A 20,783-nucleotide genomic window follows, 5' to 3' on the forward strand; every position below is an offset into this window, starting at 1 on the left:
GGCTGGTTTCCTATGCGGCAAAGGTTCATTTCAAAATAAGGAAAACGTAATGAAGTATCCAACTGTCATTGTCAATGGTGTGTCCGTTCGTGTTGATGAGGACGGACGCTACAACTTAAACGATCTCCATGCAGCAGCAGTTGCAAACGGAGAGGCTACAGAGTCTCAACGCCCCAGTAATTTTCTGAGGAGTGCGCAGATTAAACGGTTCATTTCAGCACTAAAAGCCAAAGCTCAAAAAAGAGCTTTGGAAGAAATTCAACCACTTAAAGTAATAAAGGGTGGGGTTGATTCTGGTGTGTGGGGTGTTGAACTACTGGCAATCAGATATGCAGCATGGATTAAGCCGGAATTTGAAATCGAAGTTTATGAAGTTTTCAAAACGATTGTCCGTCTCGGCGTTGGTGCCATGTCTCGCCTGAACAAAATTGACCACATCATCAACACGGAAACCAAAGCGATAAGCCAGTGCGCAAGCCAAATGGCTAAGTGGGGCGTTGGTGGGCGTAAAAGATTGCTTCACGTTGCTCGTGAGCGAGTAGTGAATGAAGTGCAAATGTATTTGCCCGGAATGGTGTGATTTCGCAGGTTAATCCAGTTTGTACATTACGGCAGTACCACGAAACAACCCAAGCCAGTAAGTGGGGAAATAACACTGGCAGCCACTGAAAGATGAACCTCCAGCCTTATGGCAAAAAAGATTCTTTGTAGTGGCGGACTGATGGAAAGACATCGGTTATTGCAGAGGCCATTCAATGAGTGGTCTCGACAATGGCTTATACCCTACACGGGATAACTTAACTGATATCCCTTTTAACGGATAAACGGAGCCAACAATGGCAGAGATTATTCCCATGACTGAAGAACAGAAATTCCAGTTAGAGATTTACAAACTGGTCATGAACCAGAACGCAGCCGCAGAAGAAGCATTTCAATTCATCGGCACGGACGAACTGAAGCTTGAGCTATTCAAAATTCACTTTCAGTCAGGCGGCGCTAATTCTGATATCACGACCCGCACTATCGAAGCGGTGCGTAAATCGAAGGAAGCGTTAGACCTGTTCACTACCGGAGCATAACGAATGGCAAAGACGAAGTGGCCTAAACTTCCCCGGTTCTTCGTGCCATTGTTCCATAGCGCCAATGTCTACCTGTGTCGTTCAAAGGAAGAGTGGGATCAGGCTTGCATTCATCTTGGCGTTGATAGCGGCGGGAATGAGATGCTGGCGGGGGCTACACAGTCATATTGCAATACCGAAACAGGCGAGAACCTTTACCTGCTTGGGGTATTCAATGGAGATGCTGCCACACTGGTTCATGAATGTGCTCACGTCGCATTCTATGTCTGCCGAGATGTTGGTGTAACCACTTATCCTGGCGACGCAAACGAAACCTACTGCTACATGCTTGACAGAATGTTCAGTCACTTCCTGCCGTTCTTTCATGAACCAGAAAAAGAAGGAGCCAAGTAATGGCAAACCAAAACTTCACGCCATCATGGCCTCTCTACAAAGATGCTGATGGTGAATATGTGTCTGCTCTTCCGATTAAAGCTATCAAATACGCTAATGACGGAAGTGCAAACGCAGAATTCGACGGTCCGTATGCTGACCAGTACATATCAGCGCAAACAGTAGCCGTATTCAAGCCGGAGGTCGGTGGATATCTGTTCCGAAGCCAGTACGGCGAGCTCCTCTATATGAGCAAGACAGCATTTGAAGCTAAGTACACTTCCGCAAGCGGTTCAGTAACGAATGCAGAGACAGCGGATAAGTTATCTACTGCTCGCACTATCACACTAACCGGCGCTGTCACAGGTTCAACTTCATTCGATGGTTCTGCTAACGTGACTATCGCAACTACCCAAGGAAGTTAACAAGGAAATGATATGGCGGCTGAAGATAAGAAAATTGGTCGCCCATCGGCTTACAAACCAGAGTATGCCGAGCAGGCGAGAAAACTTTGTCTGTTAGGGCATACAGATGCGGAACTGGCTTCTTTCTTTGATGTTAGCGAGCAAACAATCAATGCGTGGAAGCACGCGCATCCTGATTTTCTTGAGTCCATAAAAAAGGGTAAGGCTGTTGCGGACAGTGAAGTCGCCGCAAAGTTATTCCACCGCGCCACCGGGTACGAACACCCAGAAGATGATATTCGCGCTGTCGATGGTTCGATCGTCATAACTCCTACTGTGAAACATTATCCACCCGATACGACTGCTGCCATTTTCTGGCTTAAGAACAGGCAGCGAGATAAATGGCGTGACAAACAGGAAGTAGAACACACCGGAGAGGTTAGCCTGATTCAGCGCATTCAGGAGGCCCGTAAACGCGCAAGGGGTGAGTGATGTCATCAGAATTTGAGGCAATGCTTGCCGACGATATGGGGCGATTCTTCTATGACCCACTCGGATTTGTGATGTATGCATTTGAGTGGGGAGCTGGCGAGCTTGATGGCTTCGACGGTCCAGATGAGTGGCAGAAAGAGTTTCTCACTGATTGGGGTGAGGCGATTCGCACTAACAACTTTGATGGTGTAAAGCCAGTAGAAGCATACCGCTGCGCAACAAGCTCAGGTCACGGCATCGGGAAAAGTGCACTCACTGCATGGGTAATTCTCTACATCATGAGCACCCGCCCGTTCTGCAAGGGTGTTGTAACAGCTAACACCTCAGAGCAGCTTCGAACCAAAACATGGGGCGAGCTTGGCAAATGGAAGAAGCGCTGCATTACCGGGCACTGGTTCGAGTACAACAATGGCAAAGGTAATATGAACATCTACCATGTAGACCACATGGAGTCATGGCGTTGTGACGGCCAGACCTGTCGCGAGGAAAACAGCGAATCATTTGCTGGTCTTCATGCTGCAAACTCAAGCCCATTCTACATTTTCGATGAAGCTTCTGCGGTGCCTGACAAGATTTGGGAGGTGGCAGAGGGAGGCCTGACAGACGGAGAGCCTTTCTGGTTCGCGTTCGGCAACCCGACACGTAACACCGGGCGCTTCCGTGAATGTTTCCGTAAATTCAAGCATCGCTGGAGGCGCAAGCAAATTGATAGCCGTCTGGCGAAGATGACGAACAAAGAGCTCATTGAAGAATGGCGAAACGATTACGGTGAGGATAGCGACTTCTTTAAAGTACGCGTTCGTGGCCTCTTCCCGTCTGCGTCTGACCTGCAATTTATTCCCCAAAGCTATGCTGATGCCGGTATGTCAAGAAAGCTGGAGCACAGTCAATATGGATTCGCTCCAAAGATTATCGGCGTTGACCCGGCATACTCAGGCAGTGATGAGGCGTGTATCTATCTGCGGCAGGGGCTTTATTCAAGGCTTTTAGGCTCTTACCCTAAAACAGACGACGATGTGAAGTTTGCTCAGGTAGTGGCTGCTATCGAGGATGAACACAAAGCTGACGCGGTGTTCATTGATTTCGGTTACGGCACGGGTATTCATTCTGTTGGTAAGTCGTGGGGCAGAAAGTGGCAACTTGTGAGCTTCGCGGGAGAATCGAAAGACCCGGCAATGCTCAATAAGCGCGGCGAGATGTGGAACGCAATGAAATCCTGGCTGAATGAAGGCGGAAGCATTGATGACCAGCAGACCGCTGATGAGATTGTCGCCCCTGAATACAAAGTAAAGCTAGACGGTAAGATTGTTCTGGAGTCGAAAGACGATATGAAACGCCGTGGCGTTCCATCACCCAATCGGGCCGATGCACTGGCGCTGACGTTTGCATTCCCGGTAGTTAAAAACAAACCTTCAAAAGTAATCCCCGCACCGATTAGACCAGTACGCAGAGGACGATAATGGCCGACAATAAAAACAGGCTGGAGAGCATCCTGTCGCGCTTTGATGCGGACTGGACAGCCAGCGATGAAGCCAGAAGGGAGGCCAAGAATGATCTCTTCTTCTCCCGCGTATCTCAGTGGGATGACTGGCTATCACAATACACAACCCTGCAGTATCGCGGGCAGTTCGATGTTGTACGTCCAGTGGTGCGCAAGCTCGTTTCTGAGATGCGTCAGAACCCTATTGATGTTCTGTATCGTCCAAAGGATGGAGCAAGTCCTGACGCTGCTGATGTGCTGATGGGCATGTATCGCACAGACATGCGACACAATACGGCAAAAATCGCGGTCAACGTCGCTGTTCGTGAGCAGATTGAATCTGGTGTAGGTGCGTGGCGTCTGGTCACTGACTACGAAGATCAAAGTCCGACGAGCAACAATCAGGTTATCCGTCGAGAGCCTATCCATAGTGCCTGTTCCCATGTTATATGGGACAGCAACAGCAAGCTGATGGATAAGTCTGACGCCCGTCACTGCACAGTTATCCACTCAATGAGCCAGAATGGCTGGGAGGATTTCGCAGAAAAATACGACCTCGATGCTGATGATATTCCATCATTCCAGAACCCCAACGATTGGGTATTTCCATGGCTGACGCAGGACACAATTCAGATCGCTGAGTTTTACGAAGTGGTCGAGAAGAAAGAGACGGCGTTTATCTACCAAGACCCGGTTACGGGTGAGCCGGTAAGCTACTTTAAGCGCGATATTAAAGACGTCATCGACGACCTGGCTGATAGTGGATTTATCAAAATTGCAGAGCGCCAGATTAAGCGTCGCCGGGTATACAAATCGATTATCACCTGCACCGCTGTACTCAAAGACAAGCAGCTCATTGCTGGCGAACATATCCCCATTGTTCCGGTATTCGGCGAGTGGGGCTTCGTTGAAGATAAAGAAGTGTATGAGGGGGTCGTCCGCCTGACAAAAGACGGTCAGCGTCTGCGCAACATGATTATGTCGTTCAACGCCGACATCGTGGCCCGTACTCCGAAGAAGAAGCCGTTCTTCTGGCCTGAACAGATTGCAGGCTTTGAGCATATGTATGACGGTAACGACGATTACCCGTATTACCTGCTCAATCGCACGGATGAGAACAACGGAGAAATGCCAACTCAGCCGCTGGCATATTACGAAAACCCGGAGGTCCCGCAAGCCAACGCCTACATGCTGGAAGCAGCAACCAGCGCAGTAAAAGAGGTTGCTACTATTGGTGTAGATGCTGGGTCGGTTAATGGTAATCAGGTTGCATTCGATACCGTAAACCAACTCAATATGCGGGCAGACCTTGAGACATATGTGTTTCAGGATAATCTTGCTACCGCTATGCGCCGTGACGGTGAGATTTACCAGTCGATAGTTAATGACATCTACGATGTTCCTCGCAACGTGACAATCACCCTTGAGGATGGCAGTGAAAAAGAGGTTCAGCTAATGGCTGAGGTTGTTGACCTTGCCACTGGTGAGCGGCAGGTACTGAACGATATCAGGGGGCGCTATGAATGCTACACAGATGTTGGACCATCATTCCAGTCCATGAAGCAGCAAAACCGCGCAGAAATTCTTGAGTTGCTCGGCAAGACGCCACAGGGAACGCCAGAATATCAACTGCTGTTGCTTCAGTACTTCACCCTGCTTGATGGTAAAGGTGTCGAGATGATGCGTGACTATGCCAATAAGCAGCTTATTCAGATGGGTGTTAAGAAGCCAGAAACGCCCGAAGAGCAGCAATGGTTAGTAGAGGCGCAACAAGCCAAACAAGGTCAACAAGACCCGGCAATGGTTCAGGCTCAGGGCGTACTCCTGCAGGGGCAGGCTGAACTGGCTAAAGCTCAGAACCAGACACTGTCCCTGCAAATCGACGCGGCTAAAGTCGAAGCTCAAAACCAACTTAACGCTGCGAAAATCGCAGAAATATTCAACAATATGGATCTCAATAAACAGTCCGAGTTTAGAGAGTTCCTCAAAACCGTTGCTTCATTCCAGCAGGACCGCAGCGAAGACGCTCGCGCAAATGCTGAGTTACTCCTTAAAGGCAATGAACAGACGCACAAGCAGCGAATGGACATTGCCAATATCCTGCAATCGCAGAGACAAAATCAACCTTCCGGCAGTGTAGCCGAGACACCTCAATAAGAGAGAGTTAATCATGGAACCAACCACCGAAATTCAGGCAACTGAAGACTTAACCCTGTCCGGCGATTATGCAGCGGCATCTGCTGATAGCTTAGTTGTCGATAATGCCAACGACAATGCAGGTCAGGAAGAGGGCTTTGAGATTGTCCTGAAGGACGATGAGACAGCACCAAAACAAGACCCGGCAAAGAACGCAGAATTCGCCCGCCGCCGCATCGAGCGCAAACGACAGCGCGAGCTTGAGCAGCAGATGGAGGCAGTTAAACGCGGAGAATTGCCGGAGAGTTTACGGGTAAACCCTGACCTTCCTCCTCAGCCAGACATTAACGCCTATCTGTCAGAAGAAGGCCTGGCTAAATATGACTACGACAACAGCCGTGCGCTTGCCGCTTTCAATGCTGCTAATACCGAATGGCTAATGAAAGCGCAGGACGCCCGCAGCAATGCCGTAGCAGAACAGGGCCGCAAGACTCAGGAGTTTACCCAGCAATCAGCGCAATACGTCGAAGCTGCCCGCAAACACTATGACGCGGCGGAAAAGCTCAATATCCCTGACTATCAGGAGAAAGAAGACGCATTTATGCAACTGGTTCCGCCTGCGGTTGGGGCCGACATTATGCGCCTGTTCCCGGAGAAGTCCGCCGCGCTCATGTATCACCTGGGTGCAAACCCGGAGAAAGCCCGCCAGTTACTGGCGATGGATGGGCAGTCCGCGCTGATTGAACTCACTCGACTATCCGAACGCTTAACTCTCAAGCCTCGCGGTAAACAAATCTCTTCCGCTCCCCCTGCTGACCAGCCGATTACCGGTGATGTCAGCGCAGCAAATAAAGATGCCATTCGTAAACAAATGGATGCTGCTGCGAGCAAGGGAGATGTGGAAACCTACCGCAAGCTAAAGGCAAAACTTAAAGGAATCCGATAATGGCTTTGAACGAAGGTCAAATTGTTACACTGGCGGTGGATGAGATTATTGAAACCATCTCCGCAATCACTCCAATGGCGCAGAAAGCCAAGAAATACACCCCTCCTGCTGCTTCTATGCAGCGCTCCAGTAATACCATATGGATGCCTGTAGAGCAGGAGTCTCCCACTCAGGAGGGCTGGGATTTAACTGATAAAGCGACAGGCTTGTTGGAACTCAACGTCGCGGTAAACATGGGAGAGCCGGATAACGACTTCTTCCAGTTACGCGCCGATGACTTGCGAGACGAGACTGCGTATCGTCACCGCATCCAGTCAGCCGCTCGCAAGCTGGCGAATAACGTTGAGCTGAAAGTCGCAAACATGGCCGCCGAGATGGGGTCATTGGTTATCACTTCTCCGGATGCAATCGGCACTAATACCGCAGATGCATGGAACTTTGTGGCCGATGCAGAAGAAATCATGTTCTCCCGCGAACTTAACCGCGGCATGGGCACATCGTACTTCTTCAACCCGCAGGACTACAAAAAGGCGGGTTATGACCTGACCAAGCGTGATATCTTCGGGCGCATCCCTGAAGAAGCATACCGCGATGGCACCATTCAGCGTCAGGTTGCTGGCTTCGATGATGTCCTGCGCTCTCCGAAACTTCCTGTGCTGACCAAATCCACCGCAACTGGCATCACTGTATCCGGTGCGCAGGCCTTCAAGCCTGTCGCATGGCAACTGGATAACGATGGCAACAAAGTTAACGTTGATAACCGTTTTGCTACCGTCACCCTGTCTGCAACCACCGGCCTGAAACGCGGCGACAAAATTTCGTTTACTGGCGTGAAGTTCCTTGGTCAGATGGCTAAGAACGTACTGGCGCAGGACGCGACTTTCTCCGTAGTTCGCGTTGTTGATGGTACTCACGTTGAAATCACGCCGAAGCCTGTAGCACTGGATGATGTTTCTCTTTCTCCTGAGCAACGGGCATACGCCAACGTTAACACCTCGCTGGCTGATGCGATGGCGGTGAACATCCTGAACGTTAAGGATGCTCGCACCAACGTGTTCTGGGCTGATGACGCCATCCGTATTGTGTCTCAGCCCATTCCTACTAATCACGAATTGTTTGCAGGTATGAAAACTACCTCATTCAGCATCCCGGATGTCGGCCTTAACGGTATCTTCGCTACGCAGGGTGATATTTCCACCCTGTCCGGCCTGTGCCGTATTGCGCTGTGGTACGGCGTAAACGCGACACGACCTGAAGCAATCGGTGTTGGCCTGCCTGGTCAGACTGCGTAACTAACAGGGGCTTCGGCCCCTTTCTTATTTGAGGTGACATATGGGCGTAATGCTATATAAGCAGGGTCGTGGAACGAAGGTATGGGGCAAGGAAGTTCAGGCTAAAGTTGTCGACGACAGCGATGTAGAAGATCACCTTGCCGATGGTTGGGTTAAGCACCCAAATGAGGTGCCGGAGACTAATGACGAACCAATCGGCGAGTCAGGAGTGGCCAAGAAAGACATGGGTGAAGTATCTGATGGATACCACACCTTTAACGAACTATATGCACATCGAGTGCGCCTGTTTTCAACACTAATGAATGCCTTCCCAGAAAGCGCATGGTGGAGCTTCCAGCATCATGACGGCGAGCAATGGGATGGATGGGTGTTAGCTGGCATCGACACCCCAAAAGGCGCGGTAACATACCACCTCCCAGAGAGTGAAATTGAACGTCTGCCTAAAGGCACAGAAATTGAGTTTGGCAAGGAATGGGACGGCCACACGGCAGATGATGTGTTGAATCGTCTGCTAAGCCTGCGACCGAAAGAACCGGCAACCAAAGAACGCAAAAAGCCAGGACCAAAGCCTAAGGCGGAAAGCGATGAAGATAAAGACTAAAGGCGATCTGGTCAGGGCGGCGCTGCGTAAGCTTGGTGTAGCATCAGATGCAACTCTCACTGATATCGAACCTCAGTCTATGCAGGATGCTGTTGACGACCTTGAAGCGATGATGGCTGAGTGGTATCAGGACGGAAAGGGCATCATCACCGGCTATGTATTCTCAGATGATGATAATCCTCCCGCTGAAGGTGATGATCACGGTCTTCGCTCAAGCGCAGTCAGCGCAGTATTCCACAATCTGGCCTGCAGAATTGCTCCGGATTATGCGCTTGAGGCTACCGCCAAAATTATCGCAACCGCTAAATATGGGAAGGAACTTCTCTATAAGCAGACCGCCATCGCCAGAGCTAAACGAGCGCCTTACCCGTCACGTATGCCAACTGGCAGTGGAAACAGTTTCGCCAATCTGAACGAATGGCATTATTTCCCCGGAGAGCAGAATGCCGATTCAACAACTCCCCATGATGAAGGGAATGGGTAAAGACTTCAAGAATGCCGACTATATTGATTACCTACCAATCAATATGTTGGCTACACCGAAAGAAGTCCTCAACTCATCGGGTTATTTACGCTCATTCCCCGGCATAGCGAAGCGCAACGATGTAAATGGTGTATCGCGTGGTGTTGAATACAATACCGCGCAGAACGCTGTATATCGCGTTTTAGGCAGCAAGCTCTACAAAGGGGAAACCGTAGTAGGTGATGTTGCCGGAAGCGGTCGCGTATCTATGGCACATGGTCGCACATCACAGGCGGTAGGCGTTAATGGTCAACTGGTCGAGTATCGCTATGATGGCACCGTTAAAACCGTCTCAAACTGGCCTGCAGACAGCGATTACACGCAGTATGAGTTAGGTTCAGTACGTGACATTACTCGCTTACGTGGGCGTTATGCATGGTCAAAAGACGGCACTGATTCATGGTTTATCACTGACCTTGAAGACGAATCGCACCCTGACCGATACAGCGCACAATATCGTGCCGAGTCGCAGCCTGACGGCATCATCGGCATCGGCACATGGCGAGACTTCATTGTCTGCTTTGGTTCATCGACGATTGAATATTTTTCCCTGACTGGTGCAACCACCGCTGGCGCTGCGTTGTATGTCGCACAGCCATCGTTGATGGTACAGAAGGGCATTGCCGGAACATGCTGTAAAACGCCATTCGCTGATTCATATGCATTCATCAGTCACCCGGCTACTGGCGCACCTTCCGTCTACATCATCGGGTCAGGGCAGGCTTCACCAATTGCGACGGCCAGTATTGATAAAATTATCCGCTCATACACGGCTGATGAACTGGCGACCGGGGTGATGGAGGCGTTGAGGTTCGATTCGCACGAACTGCTGATTATCCATCTCCCGCGTCATGTGCTGGTTTACGATGCCTCATCAAGCCAGAACGGGCCGCAATGGTGCGTACTGAAAACCGGTTTATACGACGATGTTTATCGCGCCATCGATTTCATGTACGAAGGCAACCAGATTACGTGTGGCGACAAGTCAGAAGCGGTGACGGGGCAGTTGCAATTCGACATCAGTAGTCAGTACGACAAGCAGCAAGAACACCTGTTGTTTACACCCCTCTTCAAAGCGAACAATGCCAGATGCTTCGACCTTGAGGTTGAATCATCCACTGGTGTTGCTCAATACGCTGACCGCCTGTTTCTGTCTGCAACGACTGACGGAATCAATTACGGTCGCGAACAGATGATTGAGCAGAATGAGCCGTTTGTGTACGACAAGCGTGTTATCTGGAAACGTGTAGGGCGTATTCGTAGATTAATCGGCTTCAAACTGCGGGTAATCACAAAATCACCAGTAACACTATCAGGGTGTCAAATTCGTCTGGAGTAAAATATGGCAGACCCGTCACTTAATAATCCCGTCATCATTCAGGCTACTCGTCTTGATGCCTCAATCCTCCCACGCAACGTCTTCAGCCAGTCCTATCTGCTCTACGTAATCGCGCAGGGGACTGACGTTGGCGCTATTGCAGGAAAGGCAAACGAAGCAGGACAAGGTGCCTATGACGCGCAGGTGAAGAACGATGAGCAGGATGTTGAGCTTGCAGACCACGAGGCGAGAATTCAGCAGTTACGCATCGACGTAGACGACCATGAAATACGTATTACTGCAAATGCCAATGCAATTGCGGTACTGGATGTCAGACTAACCACGGCTGAAGGCAAAATAGTCACCTTGCAGGCTGATGTCAGTGCTCTTGATGGTAGGGTTACGGCTGCTGAAAGCACTATTTCTTCATTGCAGGCTGATTACGTATCGAAGTCAGCAACTGCTTCTCAATCGCTGGCGTCACCTCTCAACGTGACAACGTCCTATTCAGTTGGCGGCACTAAAGTTATCGGTGCGCGACAGACAGGATGGACAGCAGCAACAGGTGCTGCGCTTCTCGGCACATTCAACGCTAACCAGGCATACACGGTCAGTGCCACATATACGCAGTCTGAGGTATCAGCTATGGCTACCGGATTGCAGCAGGCGCGGCAGCGTATCAAAGCTCTCGAAGATGCAATACGAACTCATGGATTGATCAACTGATGATTACATTCACTCCCACCCGAAACATCGACCTGATAGAAACGGTCGGCAACCATCCCGACATCATCGCCGGGAGTAACAACGGTGACGGATACGACTACAAGCCTGAGTGCCGCTATTTCGAAGTGAACGTACATGGTCAGTTCGGTGGCATCGTGTATTACAACGAGATTCAGCCGCTGACCTTTGACTGCCACGCCATGTACCTGCCTGAGATTCGCGGATTCAGTAAGGAAATCGGGCTGACGTTCTGGCGATACATTCTCACCAACACCACCGTTCAGTGCGTTACATCATTTGCTGCACGCAAATTTCGCCACGGTCAGATGTACTGCGCGATGATTGGGCTCAAGCGAGTAGGAACCATCAAGAAATACTTCAAAGGCGTAGATGACGTGACGTTTTACGCCGCCACCCGAGAAGAGTTAACCGACTTCCTGAATAACGGGAGATAACCATGTTATATGCATTTAAGCTGGGCAGAAAACTGCGCGGTGAGGAACCTCTTTGCCCTGAAAAAGGCGGAAAAGGTGGCGCAGATAAAAGCGCAAAGTATGCAGCAGAAGCGCAAAAGTATGCCGCAGACCTGCAAAACCAGCAGTTCAACACCATCATGAACAACCTGAAGCCGTTTACTCCTCTGGCAGATAAGTATATCGGCAGTCTTGAAGGTTTATCCTCTCTCGAAGGTCAGGGGCAGGCGCTTAACGATTATTACAACTCTCAGCAGTATAAAGACCTTGCCGGGCAGGCACGTTACCAGAATCTGGCAGCGGCAGAAGCAACAGGTGGCCTTGGTTCTACAGCGACCAGTAACCAGCTTTCAGCAATCGCCCCAACGCTTGGTCAGCAGTGGCTGTCTGGTCAGATGAACAACTACCAGAATCTGGCAAATATTGGTCTTGGCGCACTGCAAGGTCAGGCAAACGCCGGGCAGACATATGCCAACAACATGAGTCAGATTTCGCAGCAAAGCGCGGCGCTGGCGGCGGCAAATGCCAACAGACCATCAGCAATGCAATCTGCTATTGGCGGAGGTGCGTCTGGTGCCATTGCTGGGGCTGGACTTGCGAAATTAATTGGTTCATCAACTCCGTGGGGGGCTGCGATCGGCGGCGGTCTTGGTCTGCTTGGCTCGTTGTTTTAAGGGGTAATCAATGGCTACGTGGCAACAGGGTATTAATTCTGGTGGTTTTCTGGCTGGCATCGGTACGCAAAATGAGAATGCGCCAAAGGCAAGCGACATTAACGCAACGCTTGGTCTGATCCGCGAAAACAATGAGTTGGCTCGCTCAGGTGCAAATAACGTTGGTCTGACCGCGTTACGTGGTCTGGCTGGAGTTGCTGATATTTACAATCAGGAACAGCAACAGAAAGCGATTAGTGCGTTCAATAAGGTTCACGCTGATGCATGGGCTTCTGGTGATCCATCGGGACTATTTAAGTTTGCCCAGGAAAATCCAGCGTTTGTTGCACAGGCACAACAGGCGTTTTCCGGTCTTAATGATCAGCAACGCAACGATATGGGCGATTTAGCCATGAGGGCTAACGTCGCTCTTTCTCAGGGATCGGAAGCCTACAGTAAATTCATTACTGACAACAAGGACAGGTTAAATCGCGTTGGTGCTAATGCTGACTGGATGATTCAGACAGGTATCCAGAATCCAGAGCAGCTATCACACATGCTGACTACTATGTCTCTCGGTGCGCTTGGACCAGAAAAGGCGTTTGCTGTTCAGGATAAGATGGTTGGTCGCCAGCAGGAGCAGCAAAGAATTAACGAAACCATTCGCAATAATGACATGACGAATGCGAGGGCTATTAGGGGGCAGGATCTTTCCTATAAGGCTCAAATGGCAAGACTGAATCACGACAAGTATGTGTTTAAGCAGTCACAGGCGGCCCTTGAAAGAGCAGGACAACTTCAGGATATGGATGTTTTGTCTCTTAACTCACAAATAGCAGCGACGGGAATTGATCCGCTAACCGGTAAAGCTGCAACGTCAGCCAGAATGTCTCAGGCTAAGAGATGGCTTGATGGCAACAATAATTACAACAATGCGTTGATTACTGGTGAGCGAGGGATAGAGAAAATTGATTCTTTGCTTGGTAAGAAGGAGCTTGAAGGTATTGGTCGCTTCGAAGGAAGAAATATAGATGGCTTCACAAGTGCTGAAGGGCTTGCAAACCGTAATGCGATAGAAGAATTAAAGTCGGGTGCGTTTGTCCAGAACGTGCAGACTATGCGAGGTATGGGTAGCCTCTCCAATGCTGAAGGCCAAAAACTGGAAAACCTGATCGCGAAACTCGATATAACACAGCCTGAAGAGGTCGTCAGAAAACAGTTATCTGAAATACGATCTCAATATTCTGTATTTCAAAAGGTTGCAGCAAGGGAGGCTGAATCAATGGGATATAGTTCATCAGGTTATGACACATATGTTAGTGAGCGAAAATCAGGAAGCGACAGCAATAAGTCCGGTTTCTCGTCTTTATGGGGTGATTAATGGCTAAAGCATGGAAAGATGTTATCGCCTCTCCACAGTATCAGGCGTTAACTGAAGAACAGAAAGCACAGGCTCAAGCGCAATATTTTGATGAGGTTGTTGCCCCTAAGGCTGGTGACAAATGGGCTGAAGCAAGAGATCAGTTTTATGCAGCATACCCTCCGCCTCAGCAGCAGAAAGAAGAACCATCATTGATGCAACAAGCTGGCGATTGGCTCACAGGTGGTCAAAGTGCAGGGCAAATTGCAGAACAGGCTGGTCGTGGTCTGGTAAACATACCATTTGACGTATTGCAGGGTGGCGCAAGCCTGATTAATGCAATCAGTCAGGGGCTTGGTGGGCCAAAAGTATTGGATGATGTCTATCGTCCAGTCGACCGACCGACAGATCCTTTCGCGCAAGCCGGTGAAACAATTGGTGGGTATCTCCTGCCAATTGGCACAGCGGCAAAAGCTGCTGGAGCGACAGCAAAGCTCGCTGGAGATATCGGTTCCGCAGGAAACATGATTGCCGGTTCTCTTGCTGATGCTGCAAATCAGGAGGGTGATTTTGCACAAAATGCTGCCATTAACGGTGGTATCAATATTGGTGCTCAAGGCGTTCTTTCAGGTGTCGGGCGCGTTATTGCGCCAAGGGTTTCACAGGCTCTTGGTGGTGCAGCACTGAATTCTGCTAATGATGTTTCCAGGATGGCAAAGTCAGGTGCCGGGCGTCAGTCAATTGCCAGTCAGGCCGCTAATGTCTCCGAAGATGTAGCAAAAGCGGCTGAGTCTGCTGGAATTGATATAAACGCATTAACACCAGGAATGCGATCTGGAAGTCGTGGAATTGCACAAGCCGAAGGCGCATTGGCATCAACACCAGGGATTGTTCAGGATGCCCATCAGGCAGCATTTAACGAAATATCATCAAAGTTAAGTCGAAACCTTGATGAATTTGGGGCCGCATCTGGAACGGCATCAGAAAAAAGTGCGGCTATAAAACAAAGGATTCTCCAACATCTTGATCAGATGAAGGATGCTGAGCGCGCGGCATGGGATGACGTGCGGTCAACAATGCCAAATCAAAAAGCAAGAATGCTAAATGGTAATGCCGTTATTCAGGCAGAGCGATCTGCTGGCATACCGCTTACTCCTGAAATGAAACAGTTTGTTCAGGCAAACAATCAAGGTGGAGTAACATTTGATGGCATGAAAGCATGGAGAGCGAAATTTGCTGATGCGGAGCAAAAATATAAGCGTAGCGGAGAGGCAAATGCGGCAAGGAGAGCAGGGGAAATACGTCGGGCAATTACTGATGATATGCGCACAATGGCGGAAAACGGCGGATTTTTTGATGACTGGCAAAAAGCTAATGATCTGTCTAAAGCGAGGCTATCCGCACAAGAGAGTGCAGAGTCTGTTTTTGGGCGTGATTTGGCAACAGATGCACTGATTACGAATGGAGTAAAATCTCTTCAATCATCGTCAGCTAAAGGTCTTAATGGTCCTGCCGGATTCCATTCTATGATCCGCGCGCTGCCAGAATCAGAGCGTGTTCCTGCTATATCATCAATGTTGCAGGATGCTATCTCGCATGGTGTACGTGGTGGCAAATCTGATGCAGCAGGAATTAACCATATCGCAGGGATACTTACCCCACAAAATGTAAAAGCCATTAGCAGATATTCCTCAGAACTTGGAAGAATTGCTGATGCATATGGCACTCTTGCAAGAGCGGCAGTGAAACCTCAGCAGTATATTGAAAGAACAGGGAGAACTGCCAATGTACTACGCGATCTGGATGCTGGTTTATCCAACGTCACATCAACAGTGTTAAATGCAATTGCCAACTCAACATCAGGTGCCATTGTTGGTGGCGCTGGGGGGGGCATTGCAGGCGCTGCCGCGGGTGCTTTAGTTGGCGCCGGGTTAAAAGGCGCTGTATCTAAAATTGCCACCACACGTAGTGGTCGATATGCGATAGAGAAAGCTGTTCAGGAAGCCACCAAAGCAGTAAGAGCAGGCGGAAGCAAAGAAGCATTAGCGGCGGCGGAACGCAGATTTATGGCAAATAAGGCCGCCGTAAAAGCAATTCGCGATGCACTAGGAAACGAAGAGTTCCAGCGTTTGTCGAGGGCTGGGATTGTGGCATCGCTAAGCGGAATGACACAGGAGTAATTAGTCGTCCACGGATGGATTGATCTTATCTCGTGCTTCACATTTGAATGGTTTGTCATTAGGATGTTTCCGGTTTTTTAGATATGGAAATTGATATGAAGAGGATTATTAGCGTCGTTGCTGGCGCTATCATGTTATCTGGGTGCGCAACTATTGTTGGTGACGAAACACAGCTTGTGCAAGTGAACAGCAATCCTTCCGGTGCGAGCTTTAAGGTAAAAGACGAATCAGGCGTGATTGTTGCGCAAGGTAAGACCCCGCAAGGAGTAACTCTTGCCAAGTCAGATGGTAGTTATTTTGGCAAAAAGAGCTACCAGATCACTATGGAGAAGGATGGGTACGAACCAGTTACCCTGCCAATCAAAGCCAATGCTAATGGTTGGTATATTGGTGGAAACCTTGTATTTGGTGGGTTAATTGGTTGGCTTGCTGTTGATCCATTTAATGGTGGGATGTATACCTTGAAGCCAAAAGAGGCAAACGCATCCCTTATACCGTCCACAAAGCAAGATTAAGAAATGAAACCCACCGTCAGGTGGGTTTTTTATAAGGAGTAATCATGACCATAGAAGAACGTCTGAACAACATTGAGTTGAATCAAACCCTGCTTGACCAGCGACTTTCAGATCTTGAGCTTAAAGATCTTGATGCGCAAATATCAGAAGCAGAAGCCAAGCTCTCCATCTTAAACCACCGCAAGAAGCAAATCAGCAACAGAATTACTCAGGGACGCGGAAGCTGTTGAAATCATTGTCTATTTTTTCTCAGAACTCATATTGTAATAGGTGGTATAAATAGAGATTGATTTCTGACATGCTTCAAGAAATTCCTGCGGAGTCATCCCAAGCCTTGCTTGCTCTGTAGTAAGGAATCTCTGTAAGAATTCATTCCCACCTGGCATGTTTGTAGATTCTTGGAATATTGCCATTTGTTTGATTGCACCACACATACCAGCCATTTTCGAAGCTATCATGAGGCCTTGTATTTCATCAAAACTGCTATCGTCTGATTTTGTTTCTGCGTTAGCTATGCTCGAGAGACACAGGAGCAATAGGATTGCTATACGTTTCATTTTTCACCATTGCCATACATGTTTTTTAGAGTCTCAAAAACTACGGCCTTGAATTGCTCTGCCTGCTGATCAGCCAAGCGTTCAGCTTCGTCGCGATAGCCTGCAATCGGTGATGGTTCAGATAACGCCTTCTGTACGATCTGAACTAGTTCAGAATTGATAGACCGACCATTCATTTTTGCCCTTTGGTCTAACTTTGCCTTTAACTCCGCTGGAAGGCGCAACTTAAATTGTGGGTCTTCTCTGGACATTTTATCACCATGTTTTTTCTTGACAGTCTATAACGGTGATAGTACATTCTCAATTGAACCACGGTGGTTCATTGATTGGGAGAGGGTATGCAAGGTGCAAGAAAAATGCCGCAATTCAATTTGCGGTGGCCTAAAGAAGTATTGGATTTGGTGCGCAAGGTAGCTGAAGAGAACGGGCGATCTGTTAACTCTGAGATTTACAAGCGAGTGTTGGACAGCCTGAAGAGAGAGGGGATAACGGTATGAGGTTTATTGAGGTTGATGAGATTGGCTATGAGAATGCACTTGGTAGAGGTAAATCTTTAGTTAACATTGATGGCATTGAATCGATAAGGAGTGGTGAATTTACGGAGATCAGAATGATGTCAGGCGGAATCATTCCTTGCCGTGACTCAGTAGAGTCAATCAAATCAAAAATGAGTGGTCAGTGGCTTTATAGCTACAGTGACTTACAAAAACAGTGAAGCCCCAACTGCGGGAACAGTCAGGGCTTCGGTATCAACAAAACTTACGAGGTATTATTGATATGTCAAGCTTAGCAAAGTCAACTGTAAATTGCACTAATAGCATCATCATTTCTGACGTCAAGATTCATATGGATTTAGAGGGCCGTTACTCGCTTAATGACCTTCATGTAGCGTCTGGAAAGGAGGAAAAACATCAGCCAGCTTTCTTCATGCGTAGAAATGAAACTATTGAATTGATTAATGAAATTTTTAATTCTGCGGATATGCAGAATAAGAATCCCGTCATTTCTAAGAAAGGTAGATATGGTGGAACATACGTGTGCAAGGAGCTTGTTTACTCCTACGCCATGTGGATTAGCGCAGCATTTGCGCTGAAGGTTATCCGCGCATATGACGCAATGGTTACTGCCACACAAGAGAGGAAGGCTATTGGCGGTAAAACTTCAGTAGCTGAACGCACACCGCTACGCGATGCAGTAAACATGCTGGTAGGAAAGAAAGGACTTCGCTATGACGATGCATACAATATGGTTCATCAGCGTTTTGGTATTGACAGCATTGATGAACTTTCAATTGAACAAATCCCGCTGGCCGTAGAGTACATCCACAGGGTAGTGCTTGAAGGTGAGTTCATTGGCAAACAAGAGAAGAAAGCAAACGAGCTTTCTGCAAAAGAAGCAAACAGCCTTGTATGGCTATGGGATTATGCTAACCGTTCACAGGCATTATTCCGCGAACTGTATCCGGCATTAAAACAAGTTCAATCGAACTATTCCGGCAGATGCTACGACTACGGTCATGAATTCTCGTATGTTATCGGAATGGCGAGAGACGTTTTAATCAATCACTCACGAGATGTTGATATCAATGAGCCAGACGGACCAACGAATCTTTCCGCATGGATGAGACTTAAGAATAAAGAATTACCTCCTTCAGTACATAACTACTGACAGATAACCAACGCGACAACCCAGCTTCGGCTGGGTTTTTTTATGCCCAAAATTCACCGTAGCCATGCTGCGGCGATTCCTTGTATCTGGAGCAAATTAAATGACAGACATCACTGCAAACGTAGTTGTTTCTAACCCTCGTCCAATCTTCACTGAATCCCGTTCGTTTAAAGCTGTTGCTAATGGGAAAATTTACATTGGTCAGATTGATACAGATCCGGTTAATCCTGCCAATCAGATACCCGTATACATTGAAAATGAGGATGGCTCTCACGTCCAGATTACTCAGCCGCTAATTATCAACGCAGCCGGTAAAATCGTATACAACGGCCAACTGGTGAAAGTTGTCACCGTTAAGGGTCATAGCATGGCTATCTATGATGCCTATGGTTGTCAGGTTGACTATATTGCTAACGTATTGAAGTATGACCCAGATCAGCTTGAATACAGGCTGAGCCAACCAGACGGTTATCTTTTGGTTGGTGGACTGGCCGAGCATTATAACCTTCCGGCTAAATTTGTCGTCGTCGACAACGAGCCATATAACGGTGATTTGAAAGCAGCACTTTCTGAGGCTGAAGCCGGTACTGTGTTTTGGCTTGGTAAAAAAACATACAACATTACCGGCCTGTACGGAACTGGCAGGAACACAGTTGAAAATATCTCTATTGTTGGCACTGGGATGCCTCAGTTATCTGATGATAAAACCAGATTTATCGATGGAACTGGGACAGTTATTCAAGGGGCGGTAAAGAATCAAGCGAGAGGGTTTAAAACCTACAACCTTGGGATCGATGTTGGTGCTTATGTGTCTCAGAATGTGTATACAACGGAAACTTACGAGGACGCTCTTGTGCACTATGGTGTTGGTTCCAACGCCAATATAGAAATTGACAATGTCAAGACGCTGAGTTCAGTTAACGTTGCCAGTAAGCCAGGAACGCACAGCATTCTTCTTGAGCAATTATCCGGTGTAACCTTGGGTTACGTTGAGTGCATTGGTGGTTTTCATGGTCTAACGATTAAGTGTCAAAATTTGCAGGGCGGCATTGCTCATTGCTACGGCCAATATGGTGATGCATTTATCTTCAAATCAGATTCTGGTGGCGCATGCGCCAGTAACTATATGGAAAGAATTGCAGTTGGTCTTTATGACAACGCTGGCTGGCCTGACGTCACCATGGGTGGTATTTACGACGCCCACGATGATGTAACAATCGACAGAATTGGCATTGGTGAGTTAATTGTGCAGAACGCGTCATGGGGATTTATACCATCTGATGCCAATACCGGTTTCATAACAAACGTCAGCATTGGTAGATACTCTGCATTCAATGTCTATGGGAACTATTATTCATTAACCATTGATAATAAATGTGTTGGTTGGACTATTGGTGAGCACAGAATTAGCAATGCATCTGGCGGCATTCGTGTTCACCCGGACTCTGCAGAAATCAATATTGGAACCGGATCCGCAAAGGGGAATACTGAGAGTGGCTATGCGTTGGGAGGCAACAGTTTAAGTCACGGCGTGCTCTTTGCTAATGAGAATGGGAAGGCTGGAGTTGATTACCTCGGTGGTATTGGTTTTGATGCCTCTCTTGTCCGTGGTTATGTTAACGGAACGGTTCTTGTTTCAGGATATCCAGGCGTAAAAGACGGTAATCCTGTAAATGGGTGGGCTGATACTGGTGATTTTGACATGATGCTAACCGGCAAGACTGTGCAGATCACAGGTTCACTGACTCGCGGAACAGCTGCGGTTGCGTATAACACTATCGCTGCGTGCAGGCCTTTGAAGCGAGTGCCTGTCCCGGCATGGGGTGTTAGCGCGACAAGCTCTATGATCCCAGTTGAGTGTTATATTGAAACTAACGGTCAATTAAACGTAGCTGGGTTCGCCTCGATACCAACTGGCGGAACTGTATATTTCTCTGGACAATATTTAACAAAGTAAAGTTAGACATAATTGAGGCACACAAAGCTTTGTATCGGATTGCAAGGCTTT

25 protein-coding genes are annotated in these 20,783 nt (G+C 48.4%); 23 read left to right on the plus strand and 2 right to left on the minus strand.

The window, feature by feature from the left end; genetic code table 11:
- The first annotated feature begins 49 nt into the window (after positions 1 to 49).
- The 19 genes from NA330_RS17690 (at position 50) to NA330_RS17780 (ending at position 16,780) form a co-directional block, all read left to right on the plus strand.
- Positions 50 to 580, plus strand: a complete 531-nt coding sequence (locus tag NA330_RS17690; RefSeq protein ID WP_023241521.1) for a KilA-N domain-containing protein — start codon at positions 50 to 52, stop codon at positions 578 to 580.
- Positions 581 to 836: 256 nt separating this feature from the next.
- Positions 837 to 1,079: a DUF2560 family protein gene (locus tag NA330_RS17695; RefSeq protein ID WP_000807788.1), complete on the plus strand. Its 243-nt coding sequence runs from the start codon at positions 837 to 839 to the stop codon at positions 1,077 to 1,079.
- Positions 1,080 to 1,082: 3 nt separating this feature from the next.
- On the plus strand, positions 1,083 to 1,472 hold the full coding sequence (locus tag NA330_RS17700) for a hypothetical protein (RefSeq protein WP_023241520.1): 390 nt from the start codon (positions 1,083 to 1,085) through the stop codon (positions 1,470 to 1,472).
- Positions 1,472 to 1,876: a hypothetical protein gene (locus NA330_RS17705; protein WP_024149211.1), complete on the plus strand. Its 405-nt coding sequence runs from the start codon at positions 1,472 to 1,474 to the stop codon at positions 1,874 to 1,876. Before NA330_RS17700 ends, NA330_RS17705 begins: the two co-directional genes overlap by 1 nt.
- 12 nt (positions 1,877 to 1,888) lie before the next feature.
- Positions 1,889 to 2,347 carry a hypothetical protein gene (locus tag NA330_RS17710; RefSeq protein WP_001629224.1) on the plus strand — a complete coding sequence of 153 codons (459 nt, stop codon included), beginning with the start codon at positions 1,889 to 1,891 and terminating at the stop codon, positions 2,345 to 2,347.
- Positions 2,347 to 3,807: a hypothetical protein gene (locus NA330_RS17715; RefSeq protein ID WP_023217188.1), complete on the plus strand. Its 1,461-nt coding sequence runs from the start codon at positions 2,347 to 2,349 to the stop codon at positions 3,805 to 3,807. Before NA330_RS17710 ends, NA330_RS17715 begins: the two co-directional genes overlap by 1 nt.
- Positions 3,807 to 5,984, plus strand: coding sequence for a portal protein (locus NA330_RS17720; RefSeq protein WP_023241519.1), 2,178 nt, complete (start codon positions 3,807 to 3,809; stop codon positions 5,982 to 5,984). The genes NA330_RS17715 and NA330_RS17720 overlap by 1 nt, the downstream gene beginning before the upstream one ends.
- A gap of 13 nt (positions 5,985 to 5,997) precedes the next feature.
- Entirely contained in the window at positions 5,998 to 6,909 is a 912-nt protein-coding gene (locus NA330_RS17725) for a scaffold protein (RefSeq protein ID WP_000433856.1), read from the plus strand.
- Entirely contained in the window at positions 6,909 to 8,201 is a 1,293-nt protein-coding gene (locus NA330_RS17730) for a P22 phage major capsid protein family protein (protein WP_023241518.1), read from the plus strand. The genes NA330_RS17725 and NA330_RS17730 overlap by 1 nt, the downstream gene beginning before the upstream one ends.
- A gap of 40 nt (positions 8,202 to 8,241) precedes the next feature.
- Positions 8,242 to 8,802, plus strand: coding sequence for a WDGH domain-containing protein (locus NA330_RS17735; RefSeq protein WP_023241517.1), 561 nt, complete (start codon positions 8,242 to 8,244; stop codon positions 8,800 to 8,802).
- On the plus strand, positions 8,786 to 9,286 hold the full coding sequence (locus tag NA330_RS17740) for a packaged DNA stabilization gp4 family protein (protein ID WP_023241516.1): 501 nt from the start codon (positions 8,786 to 8,788) through the stop codon (positions 9,284 to 9,286). Before NA330_RS17735 ends, NA330_RS17740 begins: the two co-directional genes overlap by 17 nt.
- Entirely contained in the window at positions 9,246 to 10,664 is a 1,419-nt protein-coding gene (locus tag NA330_RS17745; protein WP_023241515.1) for a packaged DNA stabilization protein gp10, read from the plus strand. The genes NA330_RS17740 and NA330_RS17745 overlap by 41 nt, the downstream gene beginning before the upstream one ends.
- 3 nt (positions 10,665 to 10,667) lie before the next feature.
- Positions 10,668 to 11,369: a hypothetical protein gene (locus NA330_RS17750; protein ID WP_023241514.1), complete on the plus strand. Its 702-nt coding sequence runs from the start codon at positions 10,668 to 10,670 to the stop codon at positions 11,367 to 11,369.
- Positions 11,369 to 11,824: a DUF2824 family protein gene (locus tag NA330_RS17755; protein ID WP_023241513.1), complete on the plus strand. Its 456-nt coding sequence runs from the start codon at positions 11,369 to 11,371 to the stop codon at positions 11,822 to 11,824. Before NA330_RS17750 ends, NA330_RS17755 begins: the two co-directional genes overlap by 1 nt.
- A gap of 2 nt (positions 11,825 to 11,826) precedes the next feature.
- On the plus strand, positions 11,827 to 12,516 hold the full coding sequence (locus tag NA330_RS17760) for a hypothetical protein (protein WP_064013401.1): 690 nt from the start codon (positions 11,827 to 11,829) through the stop codon (positions 12,514 to 12,516).
- Positions 12,517 to 12,526: 10 nt separating this feature from the next.
- Positions 12,527 to 13,876 (plus strand): DNA transfer protein, encoded by a 1,350-nt coding sequence (locus tag NA330_RS17765; RefSeq protein WP_080164340.1) that lies wholly within the window; start codon positions 12,527 to 12,529, stop codon positions 13,874 to 13,876.
- Positions 13,876 to 16,035 (plus strand): DNA transfer protein, encoded by a 2,160-nt coding sequence (locus NA330_RS17770; protein WP_080164341.1) that lies wholly within the window; start codon positions 13,876 to 13,878, stop codon positions 16,033 to 16,035. Before NA330_RS17765 ends, NA330_RS17770 begins: the two co-directional genes overlap by 1 nt.
- 95 nt (positions 16,036 to 16,130) lie before the next feature.
- Positions 16,131 to 16,550 carry a hypothetical protein gene (locus NA330_RS17775; RefSeq protein WP_000821345.1) on the plus strand — a complete coding sequence of 140 codons (420 nt, stop codon included), beginning with the start codon at positions 16,131 to 16,133 and terminating at the stop codon, positions 16,548 to 16,550.
- A 44-nt stretch (positions 16,551 to 16,594) separates the two neighbouring features.
- Positions 16,595 to 16,780, plus strand: coding sequence for a hypothetical protein (locus tag NA330_RS17780; protein ID WP_080164342.1), 186 nt, complete (start codon positions 16,595 to 16,597; stop codon positions 16,778 to 16,780).
- A 9-nt stretch (positions 16,781 to 16,789) separates the two neighbouring features.
- Here the strand turns inward: NA330_RS17780 and NA330_RS17785 are convergent, their stop codons facing one another.
- Entirely contained in the window at positions 16,790 to 17,107 is a 318-nt protein-coding gene (locus NA330_RS17785; protein ID WP_080164343.1) for a hypothetical protein, read from the minus strand.
- Positions 17,104 to 17,358, minus strand: a complete 255-nt coding sequence (locus NA330_RS17790; protein ID WP_052869845.1) for an Arc family DNA-binding protein — start codon at positions 17,356 to 17,358, stop codon at positions 17,104 to 17,106. The genes NA330_RS17785 and NA330_RS17790 overlap by 4 nt, the downstream gene beginning before the upstream one ends.
- 87 nt (positions 17,359 to 17,445) lie before the next feature.
- On the opposite strand from NA330_RS17790, the gene NA330_RS17795 reads away from it, so the two are divergent.
- The 4 genes from NA330_RS17795 to NA330_RS17810 all read left to right on the plus strand — a co-directional run bounded on the left by NA330_RS17795 (position 17,446) and on the right by NA330_RS17810 (position 20,732).
- Positions 17,446 to 17,604, plus strand: a complete 159-nt coding sequence (locus tag NA330_RS17795; RefSeq protein ID WP_001161119.1) for an Arc family DNA-binding protein — start codon at positions 17,446 to 17,448, stop codon at positions 17,602 to 17,604.
- Complete coding sequence (locus tag NA330_RS17800; RefSeq protein WP_001210981.1) at positions 17,601 to 17,822, plus strand: hypothetical protein; 222 nt, start codon at positions 17,601 to 17,603, stop codon at positions 17,820 to 17,822. Before NA330_RS17795 ends, NA330_RS17800 begins: the two co-directional genes overlap by 4 nt.
- Before the next feature lie 62 nt (positions 17,823 to 17,884).
- Positions 17,885 to 18,775, plus strand: coding sequence for a P22AR C-terminal domain-containing protein (locus NA330_RS17805; protein ID WP_080164344.1), 891 nt, complete (start codon positions 17,885 to 17,887; stop codon positions 18,773 to 18,775).
- 100 nt (positions 18,776 to 18,875) lie between these two features.
- On the plus strand, positions 18,876 to 20,732 hold the full coding sequence (locus tag NA330_RS17810; protein WP_080164345.1) for a phage head-binding domain-containing protein: 1,857 nt from the start codon (positions 18,876 to 18,878) through the stop codon (positions 20,730 to 20,732).
- Positions 20,733 to 20,783 lie beyond the last annotated feature (51 nt).

The sequence above is a fragment of the Salmonella sp. NW722 genome (genome assembly GCF_051702785.1).
Lineage (GTDB): Bacteria > Pseudomonadota > Gammaproteobacteria > Enterobacterales > Enterobacteriaceae > Salmonella > Salmonella enterica.